General features: G+C 65.5%; 12 protein-coding genes. 2 read left to right on the forward strand and 10 right to left on the reverse strand.

The window, feature by feature from the left end; all coding sequences use genetic code 11:
* Positions 1-72: 72 nt before the first annotated feature.
* From A4U64_RS14985 to A4U64_RS15015, 7 genes are all read right to left on the reverse strand, one after another.
* Positions 73-711 (reverse strand): isochorismatase family protein, encoded by a 639-nt coding sequence (locus tag A4U64_RS14985; RefSeq protein ID WP_065922749.1) that lies wholly within the window; start codon positions 709-711, stop codon positions 73-75.
* The gene (locus A4U64_RS14990; RefSeq protein ID WP_065922750.1) at positions 708-2201 is read right to left on the reverse strand and encodes an MFS transporter; all 1494 of its coding nucleotides are present in this window, start codon (positions 2199-2201) and stop codon (positions 708-710) included. Before A4U64_RS14990 ends, A4U64_RS14985 begins: the two co-directional genes overlap by 4 nt.
* Positions 2194-3846 carry an amidase gene (locus A4U64_RS14995; RefSeq protein ID WP_065922751.1) on the reverse strand — a complete coding sequence of 551 codons (1653 nt, stop codon included), beginning with the start codon at positions 3844-3846 and terminating at the stop codon, positions 2194-2196. The genes A4U64_RS14990 and A4U64_RS14995 overlap by 8 nt, the downstream gene beginning before the upstream one ends.
* Entirely contained in the window at positions 3843-4811 is a 969-nt protein-coding gene (locus A4U64_RS15000) for a carbon-nitrogen hydrolase family protein (RefSeq protein ID WP_065922752.1), read from the reverse strand. The genes A4U64_RS14995 and A4U64_RS15000 overlap by 4 nt, the downstream gene beginning before the upstream one ends.
* 73 nt (positions 4812-4884) lie before the next feature.
* On the reverse strand, positions 4885-5970 hold the full coding sequence (gene rutA, locus A4U64_RS15005) for a pyrimidine utilization protein A (protein WP_050034983.1): 1086 nt from the start codon (positions 5968-5970) through the stop codon (positions 4885-4887).
* Positions 5971-6097: 127 nt separating this feature from the next.
* Entirely contained in the window at positions 6098-7150 is a 1053-nt protein-coding gene (locus A4U64_RS15010) for a LacI family DNA-binding transcriptional regulator (protein WP_065922753.1), read from the reverse strand.
* Between the two features lie 348 nt (positions 7151-7498).
* A complete protein-coding gene (locus tag A4U64_RS15015) occupies positions 7499-8260 on the reverse strand; it encodes a hypothetical protein (RefSeq protein WP_232334085.1) in 762 nt (253 codons plus the stop codon).
* Between the two features lie 146 nt (positions 8261-8406).
* Here A4U64_RS15015 and A4U64_RS27770 point away from each other — a divergent pair.
* Together A4U64_RS27770 and A4U64_RS15030 are read left to right on the forward strand one after the other, a co-directional pair.
* Positions 8407-9224, forward strand: a protein-coding gene (locus A4U64_RS27770) for an IS5 family transposase (RefSeq protein WP_232334199.1) whose coding sequence is annotated in 2 segments (ribosomal slippage) — positions 8407-8763 and positions 8766-9224 — 816 coding nt in all. Because the reading frame shifts where the segments join, the coding sequence is not laid out codon by codon here.
* A gap of 59 nt (positions 9225-9283) precedes the next feature.
* A complete protein-coding gene (locus A4U64_RS15030; protein WP_065922755.1) occupies positions 9284-9631 on the forward strand; it encodes a hypothetical protein in 348 nt (115 codons plus the stop codon).
* An 85-nt stretch (positions 9632-9716) separates the two neighbouring features.
* On the opposite strand, the gene A4U64_RS28240 is transcribed toward A4U64_RS15030, so the two are convergent.
* The 3 genes from A4U64_RS28240 to A4U64_RS15045 form a co-directional block, all read right to left on the reverse strand.
* Positions 9717-13151: a hypothetical protein gene (locus A4U64_RS28240; RefSeq protein ID WP_157127586.1), complete on the reverse strand. Its 3435-nt coding sequence runs from the start codon at positions 13149-13151 to the stop codon at positions 9717-9719.
* A 69-nt stretch (positions 13152-13220) separates the two neighbouring features.
* Complete coding sequence (locus A4U64_RS15040; RefSeq protein WP_065922757.1) at positions 13221-18125, reverse strand: DEAD/DEAH box helicase; 4905 nt, start codon at positions 18123-18125, stop codon at positions 13221-13223.
* On the reverse strand, positions 18125-21538 hold the full coding sequence (locus tag A4U64_RS15045; RefSeq protein ID WP_065922758.1) for a hypothetical protein: 3414 nt from the start codon (positions 21536-21538) through the stop codon (positions 18125-18127). The genes A4U64_RS15040 and A4U64_RS15045 overlap by 1 nt, the downstream gene beginning before the upstream one ends.
* Positions 21539-21675: the final 137 nt, after the last annotated feature.

Genomic DNA, 21675 nt, shown 5'->3' on the forward strand with positions numbered 1-21675 from the left:
TTGGTTCGTTCGTGTTAACTGCCGTGCGGCTCCGCCGCCCGTGCGCGTTTCTGGTAGCCAGAGCTACCGGAATCACGCACGGGCGAGGTAGGACTGGGCGCGGGTCAGCGGCCAGACCTCGGCCATCTTCTGCTGCATGTCGAACAGGTTCGAGTGGTGGATGGCCGGATCCCGGTCGCCCACGGCGTCTTCCACGACTATGGGAATGTAGCCGTGCTGCATCGCGTCGAGGGTCGTCGCGCGCACGCAGCCGCTCGTGGACAGGCCGGCGATGAGGACGGTGTCCACCCCGAGCGACGTCAGGTACGAATTCAGGGACGTCCCGAAGAACGCGCTCGCGTACTTCTTCGTCACGAGCAGCTCGGCGCACGTCGGCTCGAGGCCGTCGATGAGCTCCCCGTACGGGCTGCCCTCGCAGAACGCGACGAGCGTGCCCGACTTCTTGAAGAACACCCCGGCGTCGGCGCCGTCGGCGCGCAGCCGCACCTCGGTGATCACGACGGGGATGCCGGCGGCGCGGGCGTCGGCGAGCAGCGTGCGCATCGCCGCGACGTTCCCCTCCACCCCGGCGTAGAGCGGGCAGTCCGGGTCGATGTAGGCGCGGGCCGGGTCGACGACGATCAGGGCCGGGCGGGTGCCGGGCTGAAGCTCCTGCCCGAAGCCGGCGCGGGCGTAGTCGGCCGCCTGGGCGGTGCGGTCGGCGAGCGTCATGCGATGTCCTTCAGGGTCGTGACGGGTTCGAGGGGACGCACGGCGGCGGGTGCGGCGGCGTTCCGGGGCGGGAAAGCCAGGCACACGGCGACGCCCGCGGCGGCGACGACGGTGAGCGCGAGACCCACCGCGCGGACGTTGTCGACGAACCGCGCCAGCTCGGCGCTGCCGAGCGTGCCGAGGGTGCCGCCGTACGCGGCCTGCCGCGCGGTGGCGCTGAGCCCGACGGTCGCGACGGCCAGCGCCAGCGCGGTGCTGAGCAGGTAGCCGACGTTCTGCAGCGTCGAGCGCAGCCCGTTGGCGATCCCGCGACGTTCCGCAGGCGCGGTGAGCATCAGCGCGCTGGTGCTCGGGGTCATGAACAGGCCGGTGCCGCAGCCGAGGACGAACAGGAACGGCGCCGTCGCCCCGAGCGAGCCGCCGTCCGGCGAGAGCATCAGGGTGACGCCGAGCAGCCCGACGGCGTTGAGCGCCATGCCCGTGGCGGTCAGCGTGCGCGGGGTGAAGCGCAGCATGAGCGAGCCCGCGGCGGCGGCCGCGACGACGGTTCCCACCGCGACGGGCATCACCAGCAGCCCGGCCGCGACGGCCGAGATCCCGCCCACCGCCTGCCCGTACAGCGACACGAGCAGCGTCACCGCGTAAGTGGCGACGGCGTTGACGAGCACCGCCACGAGGACGAGCGCGATGCCGCGGTTGCGGAACAGCGTCAGGTCCACCAGCGGGTGGGCGCGACGGATCTGCACCGCCGCGAACACCGCGCCGAGCACCAGGCTCGCGGCGCCGCACGCCCACGGCAACCACGGCGACGACGTCACCCCCGGTGTCAGCGCCAGCACGACGGCGGTCAGCAGCGCGGTCGACAGCACCGCTCCCGCCAGGTCGAACGGCTCACGCTCGATGCGACGGCGGGTGCCGCGCGGGATCACCAGCAGCGACGACGCGATCGCGAGCACCCCCACCGGCAGCACGACGACGAACAGCCCGCGCCAGCCGAATGCGGCCGTCGCCGCACCGCCGATCACCGGCCCGACGACCTGCGCGACGGCCGCGACGGTCGCGTTCCAGCCGAGGGCCCGGCCCAGGCTGTGCGGCGGGAAGGTGTCGGTGAGCAGCGCCGTGTTGTTGGTGACGACGGCCGCCGCCCCGACGCCCTGCAGCACCCGCGCCGCGATCAGCCACCCGGCGGTCGGCGCGAGCATGCACAGCCCGGTCGCGACCGTGAACACCGCCAGCCCCGCCAGATACAACGGGCGACGGCCGACGATGTCGGCGAGCCGGCCGAACACGAGGATCAATGCGGTGGTGACGAGCATGTAGCCCAACAGGATCCACGTCGACTGCGCCGCCGAGGCACCCAGCTCGCGGGTGACGGTGGGCAGCGCGACGGTGAGGCCGCTGATGCTGAGGAACACCGCGACCACGCCGACGCTGGTGGCCGCGAACACCCGCCACGGATGCGGATGATGCCGTGCGGCAACGCTATCCATCGGCGCGACGCTCGTGGACGCCGGTGACGGTCTGCAGCACGTGCGCCAGGCGCAGGCACGTGTCGTCGGCCCACGGCCGGCCCACGATCTGCACGCCGACGGGCAGGCCGTCGACGAAACCGGCCGGGGCCATCGCCGCGGGCAGGCCGAGGTAGTCGAACAGCCCGGTGTTGCGGCCGACGATCGACTGCATGGGGTGGCGCACGCCGTCGATCTCGACGGTGACGTCCGACAGCCGCGCAGCCGTCGCCCCGATGCCCGGGGTGACGAACGCGTCGATCCCGGCAGCGTCGAAGGTCTGCAGCGTCGCGCGCTGGGCGCCGGCACGGCGCCGCAGCGAACGCAGGTAGCCCACCGCCGACGGCACCAGCCCGCGCGCGATGCGCACCTGGGTGCCGATGTCGTACTGCGCGAACCGCGCCAGCGCGCCCTCCTGGTTGGCGGCGAGCTCGCAGGTGAGCACGATGGTGACGTCGTCGTGCAGGCGGTGGGCGTCGGGGATGTCGACGGGCACCACCTCGGCGCCCAGGCCCCGCAGCGCGGCGACGGCCGCCTCCCACGCGGCCAGCACGCCCGCGTCGCACAGCTCGGTGAACCACGTGGTGGGGATGCCGAGCCGCACCCCGGCCAGCGACGGCGCGCCGGACGTGCCGGGGTCGGCGAGGCCGGCCTGCACCTGCCGCGCCACCGCATCCGGGGCCGCGGCGGGGTCGAGGCCGTCGGGGCCGGCGAGGACGTCGAGGACGACGCGCAGGTCGGCGGCGGAGCGCGCCATCGGCCCGATGTGGTCGAGGGTCCACGACAACGACGCGACACCCGTGCGCGGAACGAGCCCGTAGGTGGGCTTGATGCCGGTGAGGTTGCACAGGGCGCTGGGCACGCGGATCGAGCCGCCGGTGTCGGTGCCGAGCGCGAGCGGGACGAGGCGCGCGACGAGGGCACCGGCCGAGCCGGTCGACGAGCCGCCGGTCCAGCGGCTGCGGTCCCACGGGTTGGTGACGGCCCCGTAGCGGGCGTTGTGCGGGGCGCCGCAGGCGAATTCGGTGGTCGCGGTGATCAGGACGGGGATGGCGCCGGCGGCGCGCAGCCGGGCGACGGCCGTGGCGTCGGTGACGGCGACGCGGTCGCCGGTGGTGTGCGAGCCCGCGGTGACGGGCGCGCCGGCGACGTCGATGATGTCCTTGACGCCGAAGAAGACGCCCTCGAGCGGGCGGGCGGTACCGTCGCACCAGCGACGGGTGGCGTCGGCGGCGGCCTCGTCGGCGCCGTCGACGACGGCGAGGATCGCCCCGCCGACGAGCGCCGGGTCGGCCCAGCGGGTGCGCAGCGCGGCGAGCACCGCGGTGGGCGTGGTGGTGCCGGCGGCGTAGGCGGCGAGCAGGTCGAGCACGCCGAGGTCGTGCAGCGCCGCGTCGGTGCGCGCGCGGTGCGCCGGGGCACGGACGGGCGGGACCGGGACGGGGCTCGCGGCGAGCAGCGCGACGGAGTGGGCGGGCTCGGCGGCCGGCGCGTCGGGTGCGGGCGGCAGCGGCGCGAGCCGGGAGGTCTCGAGCAGGGGTGCCATGTCGGCGCGGGCCTGCGGCAGCAGGTCGTCGACGGAGGTGGCCGCGGCGGCGGTGAGGTCGGGATAGTCGGTGGTGGTCACCCGCTCACCTCCAGCGGCAGGGCACTGGGCCGGGGCAGCGGCGCGGACCGGACGGTGCCGGCGGTGAGGTCGGCGAGCAGGCGCAGCACGCCGGGGCGACGGTCGCGGACCAGCGGGAAGGCCGCGCGCACGGCCGGGACGGCGTCGAGGTCGAGGGTGAAGCGCAGCGTCTCCCCCGCCCGGTGCGCGGGCGCCTGCGCGACGATCTCGCCGTTCGGGGCGATGACGCACGAGAGGCCGAAGTAGTCGACGGTCACGCCGTTGAGGGTTTCCGGCCCGGCACGGTTGGCGGCGACGATCCACATCTGCGATTCGAGGGCGCGGGTCTGCAGCTCGGCGAGGAACAGGTCTTCGCGGGTGCCGAGGGACGAGACGATCGCGAGCATCACCTCGGCGCCGAGCGCGCGGGCGACGGCCCAATACTCGGGGAAGGTGCGGTCGTAGCAGATGACGCAGCCGAAGCGGGTGCCGAACAGGTCGGCGGTGGCCGGGGCCTGGCCGGGCGCGAAGTGGTACTTCTCGTCGATGTCGACGTCGCCGACCTTGCTCGCGGGCAGCGAGAGCTTGCGGTAGGCGGGCACTACGCCGCCGTCGGGGGTGCGCCAGGTGACGACCTCACCGGCCGGGTCGATCAGCACGACGGAGTTGTGGGTGACGTCGTGCGCGGTGCGCTCGAACAGGCCGAAGGCGATGGCGCAGCCGAGTTCGCGGGCGAGGTCGCCGAACAGCGTGGTGGCCTCGCCGGGGACGGTCTGCGCCCAGGGGGTGCGGTCCACGTCGCGGCTGGTGCAGAAGTAGGGGGTGGTGATCAGTTCGGGCAGCACCACCAGGTCGGGGACGGCGCCGGACGCGTCGGGTGCGGCGGCGGTGCGGACGAGGGCGGCGAGCCGGGCCAGGTTGCCGAGGAGGTCCTCGGTGAGTTCGCCGGCTTGGACGATCGCGACGTCGAGGGTGCGCGGATGCAAGAGGGAACCTCCGGGTGTGGGGTGGCGGGTGGGGGCGCGGATCGGTGCACGCGCCCCCACCCGCCGCTCGGGGTCAGGCGGCTTCGGCCTGAACGGTGGTGCGGCTCTTCATCAGCGGCTGGATGCGGGTGCCGAAGTTCTCGATGCCCTCGACGAAGTCGTCGAAGGTGAGCATGATGCCCTTGATGCCCTCGATCTCGGCGACCTCGTCGAGCATCTTCGCGACGGTCTCGTACGAGCCGACGAGGGTGCCCATGTTGAAGTTCACCGCGCCCTCGGGCAGGGAGATGGTCTTGGCGGTCGAGGCGTCGTCAGCGGTCGCGTCGGCGGCGGACTGGCCAGCCATGTAACCGAGGGCGGCCAGGTCGGCGTTGTCGTGGTAGTCCTGCCACTTCGCCTGTGCCGCTTCGTCGGTCTCGTCGGCGATGATCATGAACAGCGTCAGGGCGCCGACGTCGCGGCCCGTCTTGTTCGCCGCCTCGACGAGGGTGGCGGTGGCGTCGGAGATCGCGGTGGGTGTGTTGATGCCGGTGCCCATGATGAAGTTGTAGTCGGCCATTTCGGAGGCGAACTTCATGCCGCTCTTGGACTGTCCGGCCGCGACGATCGGCACGGCGCCGCCGGTGGGGCTCGGCGAGAGGACGCACTCGTCCATCGTGTAGTGCTCGCCCTTGAAGTTGCTGACGCCGTCGGCCCATAGCTGCCGCATGACGGTCACGTATTCGGTGGCCTGCTGGTAGCGGTAGCCGAAGTACTCCTCGCCCGGCCACAGGCCCATCTGCGTGTATTCGTTGGGCGCCCAACCGGTCACGATGTTGACGCCGAAGCGGCCGGGGGCGATCGAGTCGATGGTCGACGCCATGCGGGCCACCATGGCCGGCGGCAGGGTGAGGATCGGGGTGGAGGCGAACAGCTTGATCTTCTCGGTGACGGCCGCGAGGCCGGCCATGAGGGTGAACGACTCGAGGTTGTGATCCCAGAACTCGGTCTCGCCGCCGAAGCCCTTGAGCTTGATCATCGACAGGGCGAAGTCGAGGCCGTGCTTCTCGGCCTTCTGCACGATCGTCTTGTTGAGCTCGAACGACGGCATGTACTGCGGGGCGCTCTTGGAGATGAGCCAGCCGTTGTTGCCGATGGGGATGAAGACGCCGATTTCCATGTCGCTCCTGAAGCTGCGGGGATTCGAAGAAGCGGTGGGGCAACACTGCCCTGCTCGCTATGACTTCGAATGTATGCAGGAGTTATTGCCGGATCGGAGACCGAGGGTAACGGACTTGTTGCCCCGGTTAACGATCTTTGACGGACTGCGCACGTCCCGCTTGGCCGATGGGAGCCGCACTCCCCCGCTGCACCCATTCCACCCCGAAGTTCCGGTGCACCGGCGCACCCGCCGCGCCGTCGATCCGCGCGAGCAGCAGTTCGGCGGCGGCCGAGGCCATGTCCTCGAGGGGCTGGCGCACCGTCGTCAGGTCGAACATCGACCAACCCGACGCGTCGAGGTCGTTGTAGCCGACGATCGACACGTCGTCGGGCACGAGCAGGCCCAGGCGTTTGGTGGCGTCGAGGGTGCCGTAGGCCATGTAGTCCGTCGCGCAGAACACGGCCGTCGGCCGGTCCGGCCGGCTCAGCAGCTCCATGCCGCCCTCGAAACCGGTCTTGGCGTCCACCGCGCCGCGGTGGACAAGCGTCTCGTCCAGCGGATGGCCGTGCTTGTCGAGGCCCTCCCGGAAGCCGGTCTCACGCAGCTTCACGCTCGGATTCTCCAGCGGGCCGGAGATCAGCCCGATGCGCCGGTGCCCCAGCTCGATCAGGTGGTCGGCGACGAGCCGACCCCCGCCGACGTTGTCCGACGTCACCCGGTCCACCCGGCCGGCCTGGCTGCCGTCGACGTCGCGGTTGAGGATCACCAGCGGGATCTTCCAGTCGATCATCTCCGACACGATCGGCGAATCCAGCCGCGCCGAGATGAACACGACCCCGTCCACCAGCCCGCCGCGCAGCGCCAGGATGTCCTTCTCCAACGACCCCTCGGTCCGGTCGCTCATCAGCAGCACTCGGTAGTCGTGCTGGGCGAACCGGTCCTGCAGCGTGTTCACCAGCGTCGGATACGACGGGTTCCGCAGGTCACCACTGACCACCGCGATCGACGACGACCGCCGCGTGATCAGGCTCCGAGCCGTGATGTGCGGGACGTAACCCATCTCCTTCGCCAGGGCCTGGATGCGCTCGCGGGTCTCCTCGATGACACGCGGGTCGCCCCGGAGGGCGCGGGACACCGTCGACTGCGACACGCCCGCGGCGCGTGCGACGTCGTAGCTGGTGACCGATTTGTTGCCCACGCACGGATTCTAGGTGCGCACCGTCCCTCCCGGCGCACAGGGCTTGCACCCGTTGTCGACGGCTTGGACCTGTCCCAGCAGGTTGGAACCGATGCAAGGTGTCCATTTCGGGTATCGGGTTGCTCACGACAACGACCGTGCAGTCCCGAGAGAGTCCGGCGCTATTCGTAGTCTCGCTCGACCATCGGCACGACGAACTGCCGCGCGAGCGCCGCCAGTTGTTCGGCGTCGTCGAGTGCCGAGGACGTCACCGGGCACCATCAGGAACGACGCCGAGATCCGAATCATCATCTCGGCCGTCAGGTCGATATTCAGTCCTGCATCATCCGTAACGCAGTGCAAGTGGGTTCAGTTTCCGAGCAATCTCATGAGCTCGTGGACCCGGCGGTGACTTGACAACTCGCCGATCCGACGGGTGAGCACAGCGATCGCCTCGTCTCGCCACACCGCCTCCCGGAGCCGGTGGCGCACCGACTCTGTGAGGCCGGCGCGAAGGTCCTCCCTCACAGCAAGCGCACTCAACACCTGGTGGCCAGCTTCAGCGGAATCGATCCCCTCGGGGACCTCGAGCGTCCACCATCCGCTCCCCCGCAACGCAACCCACGGATCCGCCGGATTCGGGGCAGAGCTGGCAACCGCAAACGGCGCCAACAGTTCGGCAAGCTCCTTCCGAACTTCGGAGAAGTGGACCAACCCGGGGTATGTGTCGGTGTGCGCCACTGCCCAGAGCAGCACAACAAATTTGTATGCGGCACTTCGGCCACCCCGGGTGAAGACCTGAGTCGTCTCGAGGTCCCACAGCAGTCCACCACGAGCGTGTTTGCCGCCGTGGTCGACGACAAAGCCCAGTCCGTTCAAGCAATCGGCGACAGTTGCCAGCCCTCCAGAGAATTCCGAGCTGCTGCTGAAGTGGCCGGTCGCGTACCCGTGAGCAACACCGGCAATCGCCTTCGAATCGTAGAAGCGTCCGCGGTACACCAGTCTGAAGTTCCGCGCTTCGGCGTAGCCTCGTCGGCGCAGAAACTCTTCCTGTCCCACTTCGTCGAACTCCTTGATCGCGGAAAGAACGGCGGGACGCGTGATCGCGGACAGGTTCACCTTGACAGCCACGAGCAGGAGTTTAGTACGTACACGTAATCAGCCCAGCTTGCTGGACCCGGCACATCCCTCCTGCCTCCGGCCCCCGGATACCCCGGCCCCCGAGCATGGGTCCTTAAGAGCGTGTCTTGTATGGGTCGGATCCTGTGTACGGCATGATGCATGGCGTGGTCGATGCGTTGTCTACTCGGTTGGTGCCGGATGCGTTGTGGGAGATCGTCGAACCGCTGCTGCCTCGGTTCTCGCCGAGGCCGCAGGGCGGCGGCCGGGCGGCGCTCGATGATCGGGCGGTGTTCACCGCCGTCGTCTACGTGCTCACCAGTGGCTGCGCCTGGCGGCACCTGCCACCGTCGTTCGGGGTCAGCGTCCCGACCGCGCACCGCCGCTTCGCGGCCTGGGCAAAGGCCGGGGTGTTCGACGAGCTGCACCGCCAAATCCTCGACCGCCTCGGCGCCGGCGGGGACCTGGACTGGTCCGCGGCGATCCTGGACGCCGCGCACGTCCGGGCGAAAAGGGGGGCTCTCTGACCGGTCCCAGCCCGGTCGATCGAGGCAAGAACGGCTCGAAGATCCACATCCTCTCCGACGCCGATGGTATCCCACTGGTCACCGCGGTGACCTCGGCAAACACCCACGACAGTGTCATGCTGCAGCCGATGGTCACTGCGATTCCGGCGGTGCGATCGCGTCGTGGTCCGCGTCGCCGCCGGCCCGGCCGGTTGCGGGCGGACAAGGGTTACGACTATCCCGTACACCGCCGGTGGCTGCGGGCACGGGGCATCGTCCCGCGTATCGCCCGCCGCGGCGTCGACAGCAGCGAGCGCCTCGGCCGTTACCGGTGGAAGGTCGAACGCACCCTGGCGTGGCTGAGCGGCTATCGCCGGCTGACGATGCGCTACGAACGTCACGGTGAGCACTTCGCTGCCTTTCTCCAACTCGCTGCTGCGCTGACCTGCTTCAAGAAACTGGCCAAATGAGACATGCTCTTAAGGCACATCCGGCGGAGACGATCTTGACTATCGCTACAATCACGAGCATGGCTCGAATCCGTTCCATCGCCGCAGGCACGCAGAAGGTCCAGGCTCATCCGACGGAAGTCGATTGCTACTACAGCATCATCGACGAGGGCGGGACTCGGCTTCTGCACTTGAGCACTTTCGGATCGGATTATCGCCAGTCCAAGCCGAAGAGCAGCCAATCGATTCAGCTCGATCGAGATATGGCCGTCCAGCTCATCGAGGTCCTCCTCAAGGCATTCCCGGACATTCTTCCAGCGGCCAAAGCGGCGCTACCCGGCTCTCCGGGCACTGGGGACTTGGCATGGCCTGCCGACGAATCCCCCATCTTCCAGTCACTACTCAGAGAACTGGGGATCAAGGATTGATCCTGGCGTCCTCGTGGCGATCGTTCCCACGGGACATCTCACTGCGCGACGCACCTTCTCCCTCGGGCCACTCGACCATCTCACCTCACCGGATTTCGTTCGCAGGGTCCGTGATCAAGTCACCGTGCAGCTCGAACATCACAATCGCCTCCGCAAACAACAGGTCTGTAGTCACCAACATGGGACAGTGCTCCGCCACTCTGCCCCAGTTTTCGACCAGACCAGGAGAAAGTACATCTCCTTGGATTTTGTGCGCTTCGAGCCGAGCCAGCCCCGCCGCAACCAAGCTGAAGGCCGGTATGGCCGTCCATCCTGCGCCGTCTCCTAGCTCGTCGAATACGGCGAGACGTTCGCAGACCGCGGTGTACAGCACCGGTGCGTGCGTCTCCAGCTCAGCGCTCAGATGACGCGCTTCGACACTCAAGCCCTCCGGTGAGTCCAAGTCTGTCCACATCGCCCTCTTGTCGAAGGCTTCGAGATACGCCGACCATCTGGTTTCGGGGCTGAGTAGCCTGCCAGGCACACTGCGAATTTCCGTGGCCAGGTATTCCAACGCTTCGTCACCTAAGCGCACCAGATCGCCGACAATCTCATGCTCCGGACGGGAAGAAGCCGGGAGTGCGCCGCAACGCAAGGCCCTTATAAGAAGCTCTCCGCCGTATTCCTCCAAGTACTCGAGCGTGTCCAATCGCTCCTTACGGACCACGCGTCGTCGAGCAAACAGCGACGGCAAGTCGGAAAGTTCGACCATGCAGCCCACCCACGGATTCGCATGGAGCTCGTTCAAGGTAACCGCGGCACTATAGCTCTCCCGGGCAAGTTCCGTTCGAACGACGAGCGACGGCAATTGCGACGTGGGGATGGTGCTATTTCCCAGCGTTTCCAACGCGGTCCGGGGGTTGTTCGATACAACACGTAGCAACTCACGACGCATCTGTCCTCGATGGACATCCTCGGGATCGTTCAGCGTGCGCGCCAGCACCGTCCAGATCTCGGGCATAATTTGCATGCTGGTGGGCGGGCGACCACCTTGTACAAGGTACTTCGAAAGTCGCTCACGGTTCTTGTTCCGATCGCGCCGGTACCCAGTCTGTTCCACCTCGAATACCGGTCCATCCGGCCACTCGGGCGGCTCATCCTGTACCCAGGGATCAGAAATATGGAGCTGAACGTAGAGATTCCCCGCCCCCAAAAGCTCCCGCGGCAATGGAATACACGTCTCCGTCACCGCGATTTCGCGTGCTCCAGCCCAAGGGGCGGTGGACCACCATATGTATGCAGCGAGGTCGTCGACGATCCGCAGTCCGTCGAAGACCAACTGACCGTCCTCGACACGGACTTCCTGGCAGCTTCCGATCGGACGAATCTGCGCGACGGTGAAGCGCGCGATTCTTTGGTCCTCCGCCACGGCGACAGCCGCCAATACGCAGTCGCCGGCTACCCGCGCTGAGTTGGTAAAGACTCGGAGATCCGCTTCGAAGTGGCCGTCGACAGTCTTCCGGGGGCAGTTCCACTTGAGGGAGGCACCGGCCTTGTCGATCAGGTCCAGGCGAAGCGCAACGCATCCAGGCACATTCAACGCAAGTACGGATTGATCGTCGAGATCGGCGTGAAAGAGCACCGGCACCGATGTCCGCCATCTGATGGCCTGCCCGACAGCCCCAACATGGATCCGCACGTGCGGCGGGGTGAATATCAAGGATTTTGTGACACCGTCCGTGACGAACTCGACATGATGCTTGATCTCGTCACGGGCAAAGTCGATAAGCCGCAGAGCAGGGCGAATCGAGCTTCGAGAGTGCACTTGTGCCGTCATCGACTGCAATCCACCGCCGGAAGCAGGTACACGCACCCAGCGCTCCGACACGATCTCGACACCCTCGAGGATGAACACCGTGAAGTGCAGACTGGATCCGGCAGACCCTGTAATCACAACATGGAAGAGGCCCGCCAGGTCACCCGTCACCTCGGCCAACGCATCCACAGTTCGAGGTTCCGCGCCACTCGCGTAGGTGGAGTCGACGACCGTACTTCCGTCATCGCTCCTTCTGACAACGACTCGCCACAAGGAGTCGTCACCGTCTCGACGACCCGGAAGTCGAAGTCGCGGCCTTTCGGAGTAGACGGCAATTCCGCTCGATGTAGTCAGGCCGACAATCTCCGTTCCGAATTCCAGCCGTGGAACCTCTACAACGCGGACACCCCGTAGAACTCCCTTTCGTGCCTCGGTCACAACCCTCAACGACATCGCGCCGGATAGGTCCACTGCAGCCGCTTGCCATCCTCTCCACCCACCGGGGGTGCCGAGGTATGCGTAGGGTTCGAGTTCGACGCCGGCGATCTCATCCACGAGGCGCGCATGTTCGGGGTAAACCACCAGCAGCTCACCCTTGGGCAACGCCGCCTGGTTCCTCAGCCAGCGGCCATCCCCATCGAAGAGGAGAACTGGGTCCTTCGCGTGTACCAGCGGAATCTTCCAGGACGATTCCGTTGAGTTACATTCGATGACGAGTTCCCGAGCCGGTTTCAGCACTGGCAGCCGTGTAGGCGCCCATTCATGCCAATCGAGTCCCCACGCTCCGAGTGGAGTCACGACCGTGGTGTCGCCATCGACCGACACACGCCACTTCTCCCCATCGCCGAATTCGGTGGGCGGCAGTTCGACGACAATCTGATCGTCAAGAGGCGCGTAGACAATCGCAGGCGATCGGCGTCGCCCACGTATCGCGGACGTTCCGTGCGCAGGCCCCGCCCTACCGACGACATGGGCCTCTAGGGCAACCTCGACGCCGTCTCGCAGAATCTTCGGAATGCTGGGACTATCGAGGCCGAGATCGCCAGGCTTCTGATCATCCAGCAATCGGTCAACACTCTTGACGAGATAATCGAGAACATCGATTGCGAACGATCCTCCATACGCGACGAAGCTCCGGACCGGTTTCGCGAGTCTCATCAATTGAGGATTCTTCTCGGACCGCATGATCCAATCGACAAGGCCGGCACCCGACGCGTGACGCCCACGATGGAGGTACTCGTCGGCCACCTCGATGAGAGCACCCATGCAGTGAATAGGGACTCCGGCGTGCACCCCGAGCATCTGCACATATCGGCCCCGAAGTTCCGGGAACGCGTCGAGTCCGAAACGATCGATGTTCGGCTCGACGCATTCCCGGAGCGAATTTTCGAAGGCAAGCGTTCGAGGAAGGTCGAGCTCCGCCCAGAATGTCTCCCAGTACCTGCCATGATCGTAGGCGAGTGCCGCGTGCCCGACCAAGGCAGTCATGGTCAGTGCGGGGTACCGATCGATGAAATCTCTGATCATCCCACCTGCACGACGGTGCCGACGTGCGGCAATTCCGTAGAAGCCTTGAATGCGGTGCACCTCGGACTCGTCGAAGTCTGCGCGAACGACAAGATCCACTTCGGAGAGACGCACCCGAATCTTTCGTTCCTCGTCGCTCATCCATGCTTCGAGTTCGCTGGGAACCGCGTCTTTCTCGCAGCCGGATTGTGCCGACACCGTTGCTCCCTCCGCTCAGATGACTACCACCATCGCAGAACTGCTATCTGCACACCGGAGCTCCTGGGTTCAGCTCCGCTTCAGCTTTTCGATCAATTCCTCCGTATCTACCATTTCGAGAGGAAGAAAGTAGAAACTTTGCTCCCGCAACCAATCATCTCGATCGGCGTCGTCTTCCGTAAGAATTCCGATCTTCTGGTTCTCCCACAGGATTTCCACGAGCCACCCGTCCCCAACTTCGACTCCGATCTCCGGCACAGGGGCTCCGGCCTCCGCAAGCTGAGCCAGTAACGGTCGAGCCTCGCTGTCGACGAGGGCGAGCGCGTCCTGCCACGGCGACGACACTCCACCGGCGATGGAGATCTCCTTGAAGATCTCAAGAGCGCCACCCCTGCTGAGCTTGTCGTGGTAGCGAGCATTCCTATAGGTCCGCAGACAGCCGTAACACGACGTCTCCTCACCACAGTCGCACGAGTTGAGTCGCTCGATGGCGCCGGCGAGAACGGCTCCGAGGTTCTCCGCGATCTTCTTGGCCGCCCCAGCACCGGCCGGCACCGTGTCGAACAGGACGATGCTCCGTCGCCCATCACTGCTCCACGAGAGCGTTCCATCGATGTCGTCCCGGCTGATCTCCAGGACCTTCGACGCCCCTTCGAGCAAGGCGTACAGGACCGACAACCAGCGTGCCTCGCTCTCCTTGTCGTAGTTGACGTCACCGAAGGTGAATTCGGCGACGTCTGTCTCGTAACGGTGTGCGAGCGAGACCACATCGAGCGGACCGTCACAGGGCTTACCCGTCGCAGGACGCTCGTGCTTGCGTGGCGTATTGCGGCCGGACCGTGCCGTGGCCCATCCGCACCACTTGCAGACAAGGAAGCCGGCCCCCTCGCCTTCCGAAATTACCGCCATGCGAGCACGAACTCCGGCCTTCGCTTCGACCGCGAGCCCGCCTGTCGATGTCCAAGTGAAGGTGTCGACCACCTCACCGATGTCCTCGACGTAGCTTGCGCCGTTCCACTTCCGCTCGGGCGGGGCAGTACCGACGTCGGTTGCCTTGCCGTCAGCGACGAAGCCGTACTCGGGGATGATGAACTTCCTGATCGCGGTGAACGGTTCCTCACACCCGGCGCACACTGCCCCTGCGTCCAGCGTGTGGGCGGCCTCGAACCGTTCGCAGTTCCGGCACACGCGGTACTCGAATTGCTCCAACTCCCGCTTCGGCACGCGATGGATACCCCGCGACGTCCACACCTTGCCGCCTGCGACGATCTGGTTCCCAGGCGCGTAGTCGTAGATGGCCTGACTCAGATCCCGAGACAGCTCGAGGTTGCGGCCGACCGGTTCTTGGCAGTGCTGCGTTCGAAGCTCGACGGTATCGACCGGGAACCCGTACTTGGGGAGGATGTTCTTGTTCGCGAGGAAGCCGAGAAGCTGACGCTCCTCGATCGTGCGCAGTGTCTTCTGGAGGTGATCGGCAATTCTGAACTGTTCGGCGTTCTTCGCCTCCTCGATGAGTTCTCGGAAGGTCTGGAAGTCGTTCTCGACCTCCTGTTCGACCTTGTCGAGCAGGTCCGACAGATATGCCACCCAGTCGTCGTTCTCGAGACCGATCTGTTCCTGGACGTCCGGAGGGAGGATCCTACGGAGATCACTCTTCATGGTCTCGGGAACGGGGGTGAGAAAATCTCTCACGCGCGACGCAGGAGAGGCGTCACTGCCGGGCGCCGGGCGGAAGAACTCTCCAGCTTGAGCCCATGCCTTACCTGTCGTCTCGACGCCGTGCCGGAAGTACGCCGCCAACGCCACAGAATGTGCATGACGACGTCCGATCCGCTCGTTCTCGATCGGAATCCACGGGATCCGCATGGTGCCCGCGATCATGGACTTGGGATCCTGAAACTTCGCGAGATCATGTGAGCTGCGGTTCGCGTAGGTCAGGACGAGCGCTGCCGACGCGGCACGTCGACCTGCACGTCCCGCACGCTGGACATAGTTCGCGGTCTTCGGCGGCATATTGCGCATCACGACGGACTGCAGGTCGCCGACGTCGACGCCGAGTTCGAACGTCGTCGAGCACGACAGAACGTTCACCTTGCCCTGGATGAACTCGCGCTGAATCTCTGCGGCCTGTCGAGCGGTCCACTGCGCGGTGTGTTCCTTCGCCGCGAGCGGTGCAGGGTTGAGGGTCCCGTAGATGTTCCGGTAGTGGTTCGTGTCGCGGTCGAGCGGCGGAACCTCGTAGTGCAAGAGTTTTCCTGCGCAGCTGCTGTTGGGGCACACTCCCCGCACGCTGAATGCAGTGACGCGCCGGCATGTGTCGCACCGGTACCACTCGCAGTCCATACCGTTGTGGACGGCGAGTTTGGTGTGTTCGATCTGGTAGGCATCGGCCTCGAACTTGTCGGGCTCGTGCTTGATGTACCCGTTCTCGAGAAGGAATCGCCAGCAGCCGTCGAGCACCTTGACCGGATCGAGGTCCTTCCCGTGTTCGGTCAACACCTTCGACATGAAGCGGACACGGTTGTTCGTTCCGTTGGCCCTGCCACTGGGCAACCACGAAAGAACCTTGCTCTTCGGATTGGATCCGACACGGGTGATCCGAATACGCATATTGCGCGGCTCGAAGCGTTCGCTCCGGATGTCGACCTCGTCGAGCAGATTCACAGCACCCTGCATGCGAACCGTCTTGAGCAGCTCGTCGATGAGGGCCCACGCCTCGTCCTCGCTCAAGCCGAGCTGGGTCAGTCCCCGGGGCAGCGTGACCCCCTCACGCGAGACCGCAACACGCATGAGACCGAGTCCTTCGAGCGACTGCTTGTGATCCATGGTCATGAGTTCACCCATGACCCATTCGTTGGCAGCCTTCTCCATCGCAACGCGGCCGGCCGACTGCGGAAAGTGATGGGTAGCTTTGGCCTTCTTCTGCGCGATGAGCGCCAGATCCTCGACGGTGAGGTCCTCGTCCGCGTACTTGCGATCCTGCAACGCCATTGTGAGGTAGCGGCGTTCGAGGAGTCGTCCGTAGGTGCGGCCGAGATACGGTGCTGCAAACGCTGCCGCTTGCCGTGAGTCGGAGAACATCAGCAGCTTGCGACCTTCACCGACTTCCTTCACGGTCTCGTCGACAGCGACGGGAAGCTGCTGGTACAGGGCCGTCGTGATGACCGCGGGCGCAGCGTTGACGTCGGTGCGAAGACGACGAACGAGCTGTCGCGCACTGGCTCCGCATTCGGTGCATGTACTCATGACCTTCTTGGTGCCTCGGTGTTCGCGCACACGCCGAATCTCCCCACCAGGACAATCCGCGATCGGGCACATTCCTTCCGAATCGCACAAGAGCCCACAACCGGTGCACAGATAACGAACGCCCCACTCCGGGGCATTCGTATCGTCGCCGAGGGTGGCCTCGTCCTCGTCGACACTGGTGTCCGCCGCGTCCGTGAGAACCAACCACTTGACCGACGCATCGTTCTTCACACTGGGAACGAAGAACTTTCCGTTCTTCCGGATGGAGACGTCCCCTGCAAGGTGGACGGCACCACAACGTTGGCATGTGCCGAACTCGAACATCGCGCGACGGGTCTTCGGATCGACCTCATGCCTGCCGAGCAGAACAGTCGGTTCGTCGTCTCCGAAGCTGACGAAGGCGCCTTCCGTAGCTCGTACGAACATGTGGTAGCGAGCGGACAGCACAGGATTTCCGCTCGTATCGACGACGGAGGATCCGAGCGTGACAAGCGCCTGCAGCTTCTCGTCCGCTCGCGTGTCGGTCGGCCACAGCCTCTCCGCCAGGGAGAAGGCGTCCAGCGGGCCCGGGGCCAAGACCTCACGCAACGACACGATGGTCTTTTCCGTGTGCAACGCCTCGGCCGCATCGCCGTGGGGAGACCGGGACGCCAACTCAGTCAGATCCGCTCCGGGGGCGGACCATTCGAGCAGTTCGTCGTCCGTCATCTTCCACGTCGCGGGTTCACGTCGTTCCAGGCGTGTCGGCGTTACCAGGTCCTGGCGTGTCGGGTCGTCTTCGACATACTCGAAATCGGCCTGGAAGAGGTTGCGCGCAAAAGTCATCGCTTCCTCGGGCTCACCGTCCAACGATGCAGATGTCGCGATGCACTGCAGTTTCGAGTCGGGCGCCACGCGCTGACGCAGGCGTCGAAGGAGCAGGGCAACCTCAGAGCCCTGGGCGCCGTCGTAGACGTGCGCCTCGTCGAGCGCGATGAACTTCCACGTACCGGCGTAGGGCCCGTCGAACAGGTCGAGGTCGGCCGGGCGCAGGAGCAGATATTCGAGCATGGCGTAGTTCGTGAGCAGGATGTGCGGGGGCCGGACCCGCATCTCTTCCCGGCTGAGTAGTTCGTTGGCGAGCGGATCCTGGCCCGGGTTCGTCGTGCGGTAAAGGCTTTCGGCCTTGTCCGCATACTGTTCGGTCTCACCCGTGTAGCGCCCGAAAGTGATCTCCGGAAGATCCTTCAGCATCCCGCGCAGGCGCTTCAGTTGGTCGTTGGCGAGGGCGTTCATCGGATACAACAGAAGAGCACGCACGCCGGGGCCGAGGGTGCCGGCTTCACGTTCGGCGATCAACGAATTGATGATCGGGAGCAGGAAGCTCTCGGTCTTACCCGAACCTGTACCTGTACTCACCACGATGTTGCGACCCGAGGTGACCTTGCGAATCGCTCGTTCCTGGTGCTGATAGAGCGGCCGGCTCAGGTCGTCGGGGTTCTTGTAGAGCGCAGTCAGTCCGGGCTGGAGCACCCCTTCCTCGATGAGTTCCGGAATCGACTTGCCCGGCGCATACGGAGGGGTCAGCTCCAGCAGCGGTCCCTTGGTGAGAAGACGCGTCTCGTCGATCGCCGAATCGAATGCCGCCGCCATCGCCGGATCGCTCGGATCGAGCAGTGTCTTCAGGTACCGCTTGTACGTCTCGTCGATCTGGCGCGCAGTGACCAATGGGTCGAGTCGAGTCGACATCAGTTCTCTCCGATCAGATTGCCGTAGCAGGCGTGTGTTACAAGAGCTTCAGCGATGAGCAGGTCTGTCATCACCAGACCCGGGCAAATTCGGGCCATCACGGCCCACGCTTCCTCGAAGTCGGATGTGACAGGTGGGTGCCGCAGCATGTCGTGGGCCTTCATGCGCGCCAGCACAGCGAAGGTCAGCGACTGAAGGGACAGCAACATCCAAGGGTGCTTCCCCGTGCTGACACCCTCGAGTTTCTCGTTGCGTGCGGCGACTTCCCGGTAGATCTGTCCTCGGGTGCGTCTGATGACGTCGAGCGTCCGCACCGTGGCCGAGCCGAAGGACTGCGACCATCCCTGCTCGATCCATGCCCTGCGATTGTGGAACGCGTCGATAACGGCACTGACACGGGTGTCCTCGTCGAGGACGGCGCCCGGGACGAGACGAGCGTGTTCGAAGATCGACTCGACCTGCGATGCAGGCATTCCGTCGAGCAGGATGGTGTCCTTGTCGAAGACACCGCCGTAGAGCTTGGCAGACTTACCTCTCACCAGTACTTCGATGAGCGTCTTTCCACCCTTGTCCTCCAGATAATCCAGTGTCTCCGCGCGCTCGGCTGCAACGTAGTCGCGCCGGTCGTACAGGGAAGGTAGGTCGGAGATCTCGATCATGCACCCCACCCACGGATTCGGGTGCAGGTCGTTCATCGTGAAGTCCGCCGCGAAAGTGCGGTACACCAGCCCGGTACGGATGAGGAGTGCCATCATCTCCGGCAGCGGAATCGTGCTACTCCCGAGCGCTTCGAGTGCCGCCCGCGGATTTTCGGAAAGGATACGACCCAGCGCGGACCTCAACTGCTGGGTATGGACGTCTTCCGAATCCTGAGGAAGGAGAGCCAACGCAGCCCACACCTCGGGCATGCTCACGGCGTCGGCCGGCGCCGGACCTTCGCCGGCGAGGAATCGTGACAGGTTGTCGCGTTCGCGCGACGGGTCGTGCATCCATCCGGGTTGGTCGACCTCGAGGGCGTTGTCCCCCGGCCAGGACGGGGGTGTGACCGTCACCCACGGATCGTCGACGAAGACGTGCGCGAGCAGGGGCCCGGCATCGACGTGCCCTTCGGGCAGCTTGGCGCGTCCATCGGTGACCTGAACCGTCTGCACGGGCAGCCACGGAGCGGTGCGAGCCCAGAGATAGACGGCGAGGTCTTCCTCTTCGGCCGGATTCTCCAGCACCAAGACACCGTCATCGACGGTCATTCCCGTACACAGCGCCGCCGGTCGAATATGTGCCAGAACAATTTTCGTCGCACGGCCGTGCTCGTCGTCGACGAGGGCGACGATGCGGCATTGACCGGCCGTCCGGGCAGCGTCGACGAAGACACGACTGGGGGCCTGGAAGTAGTCATAGTGCGGGGTGTCAGGAGTGACGTCCTTGATCAGTGCGCCGTCGACGGTCTCCAGCTGGAAGACTGCGGCCTCCGACTTCGGGGCATGCAGAGCGAGGTTCCGGTCTTCGTCCAGCTCGGCGGGCGTGAGGACTGCGGCTGCCGTGCGCCATGCCGCGGCCGCGCCCACCGGGTCGACGCGCATCTGCACGTACGGTGGTGTCACTCGCAGCCGGTAGGTACGTTCACGCTGCGTGATCGTCACGAGCTTGTCGCGGTCACCGGGCGCGAACTCGACGCGCGGGTGCGGTACCGCGAGATCCCATTCGCTGCTCACTCTGGCAATTACTGCCGCGAGACCCCCGGCTACCGGAAAGCGGAACGGCCGGGTGTACTCGATCGAGATCCCTTCGGCCAGGAATTCCTGCTGCCGCAGATCCGACCCGATCGGACCCGAGACGTGGACCTCGAAGAGACCCAACGCTGCGTCCTCGATCGGTTCGAAAGGATCGACGACGAGCTCTTCGTCCGTGCCGTGAACTTCGGTATCGACCATCCAGCCGGACGAGTCGGGGCGTTTCACACGGATGCGCCAAATCATGTCCTGTTTGCCCGGATTGGCAGGCAGAGTGACTTCGGGTCGTGATCCGTACACGGTGAGACCATTGAGGGTCTGCAGCCCGTCGACGGCTTCGCCGTGTTCGAAGGTGGGAGTCGTCGCCTCCCGGACTGTGCGAACCCCGCCGAGCGCGCGCGCACCGCGCCGAGTCAGAACGATGGATCTGCATGTCGAGAGGTCGAGCTCTGCGATGGACCAACCGGTCCAGCCCACAGGAACGTCGGGGGTGAAGGTCGGCATCAGCGTATGCCCCGTGGCCGTGTCGACAACTTGAGCATCGCTGGGGTACACGGCGAGCACACACTGGCGTGGGAGCACCGTGTGACGAGGGATCCATCGTCCATCGAGATCGAAGATCAGCAGCGGGTCGTCCTTGTCGATCACCGAGAGCTGCACCGATTCCTCGCTGGGTACGTGCTGCAGCAAGATCTCGCGGACGGGACCGGTGACAGGGACCTGCGTGGGCGGATGTTCCTCGTCGGCCCGCACGCCCCATCCGCGTTCGGCCAGAGCCTCCCGGGATACTCCGTCGAACGACACACGCCACGGCACGTCGGGCTCGGCATCGGGGTACGGCACCTCGACGACGATCTGCCGATCCAGCGGCAGGAACGCAATCGTCGGTTTTCGTCGACGCCGGGTTCGCGGTGTGACGGGACGCGGCCCACTCCCGAAGGGCCGATCACGCAGGAGCTCGATGAGCTTGTCGAGCAGCAGCGTCGGCAGGCCGGTCGTGGACGTCTCGAGGTCGATCTCCGAAGCGGCCCACCCCTCGTTGTCCACCGTGAACTGGACGAACTCGATGATCCGGTTGAGGATGTCCACCGCGAGCTGGTCGCCGTACAGGATGAAGTTGCGGACCGGCACATCCAGCGAGTTCATCCGGTGCTTCTTGCCCGGTTCGCGCAACCACTCGATGATCGCCGCGCCGGTTGCCTCCGTGCCCGCGACCATACGTTCCTCAAGGAGGTCGATGATGTCGCGCATGCAGTACACCGGGAAGCCGGCGTGCAGGGCCATCAACTGTACGTAGTCGTTCTTCAGCTCGGGGAACTTACGCAGGCTGAAACGCGTCAACAAGCGATCCAGCGACTTACGCAGAGCGTGCTCGAAGGTTTGGTCCCGCGGCAGGTCGAGTCGGGCGAAGAACTCGTCCCAATAGCGGTGCTGTTCGTATCCCAGCGCGGCCTGTCCGACCAGAATCGCAAGGGTCAGCGCCGGGAATTTCGCGATGACGTCCTCGGCTGTCCTGCCGAGACGCAGCATGCCCGCAGCTTGACGCCCGTACATGTCCTGAGCTCGGCGGATCTCGTCCTCGTCGAGGTTGATCTCGACTACGAGGGACGCCTTCTCCAGTCGCCGCGTGACCTCGAACTCCTGGTCGGACAGCCACTGCTGCCGAAACGACGCCCCACTCAACGCAGACTCCCCCTCCTTGCAAGAAACCGTGCCGGCACCCTTGCACACCAATCCGACAGACCGCACCAACCGGTCATGTAACAGATTTTTCGTTTGGGAACGTTAAGTTGATACATCACACTGTCGAAACGCAGGAG

It is taken from the genome of Rhodococcus sp. WB1 (assembly GCF_001700945.1).
GTDB lineage: Bacteria > Actinomycetota > Actinomycetes > Mycobacteriales > Mycobacteriaceae > Rhodococcus > Rhodococcus aetherivorans.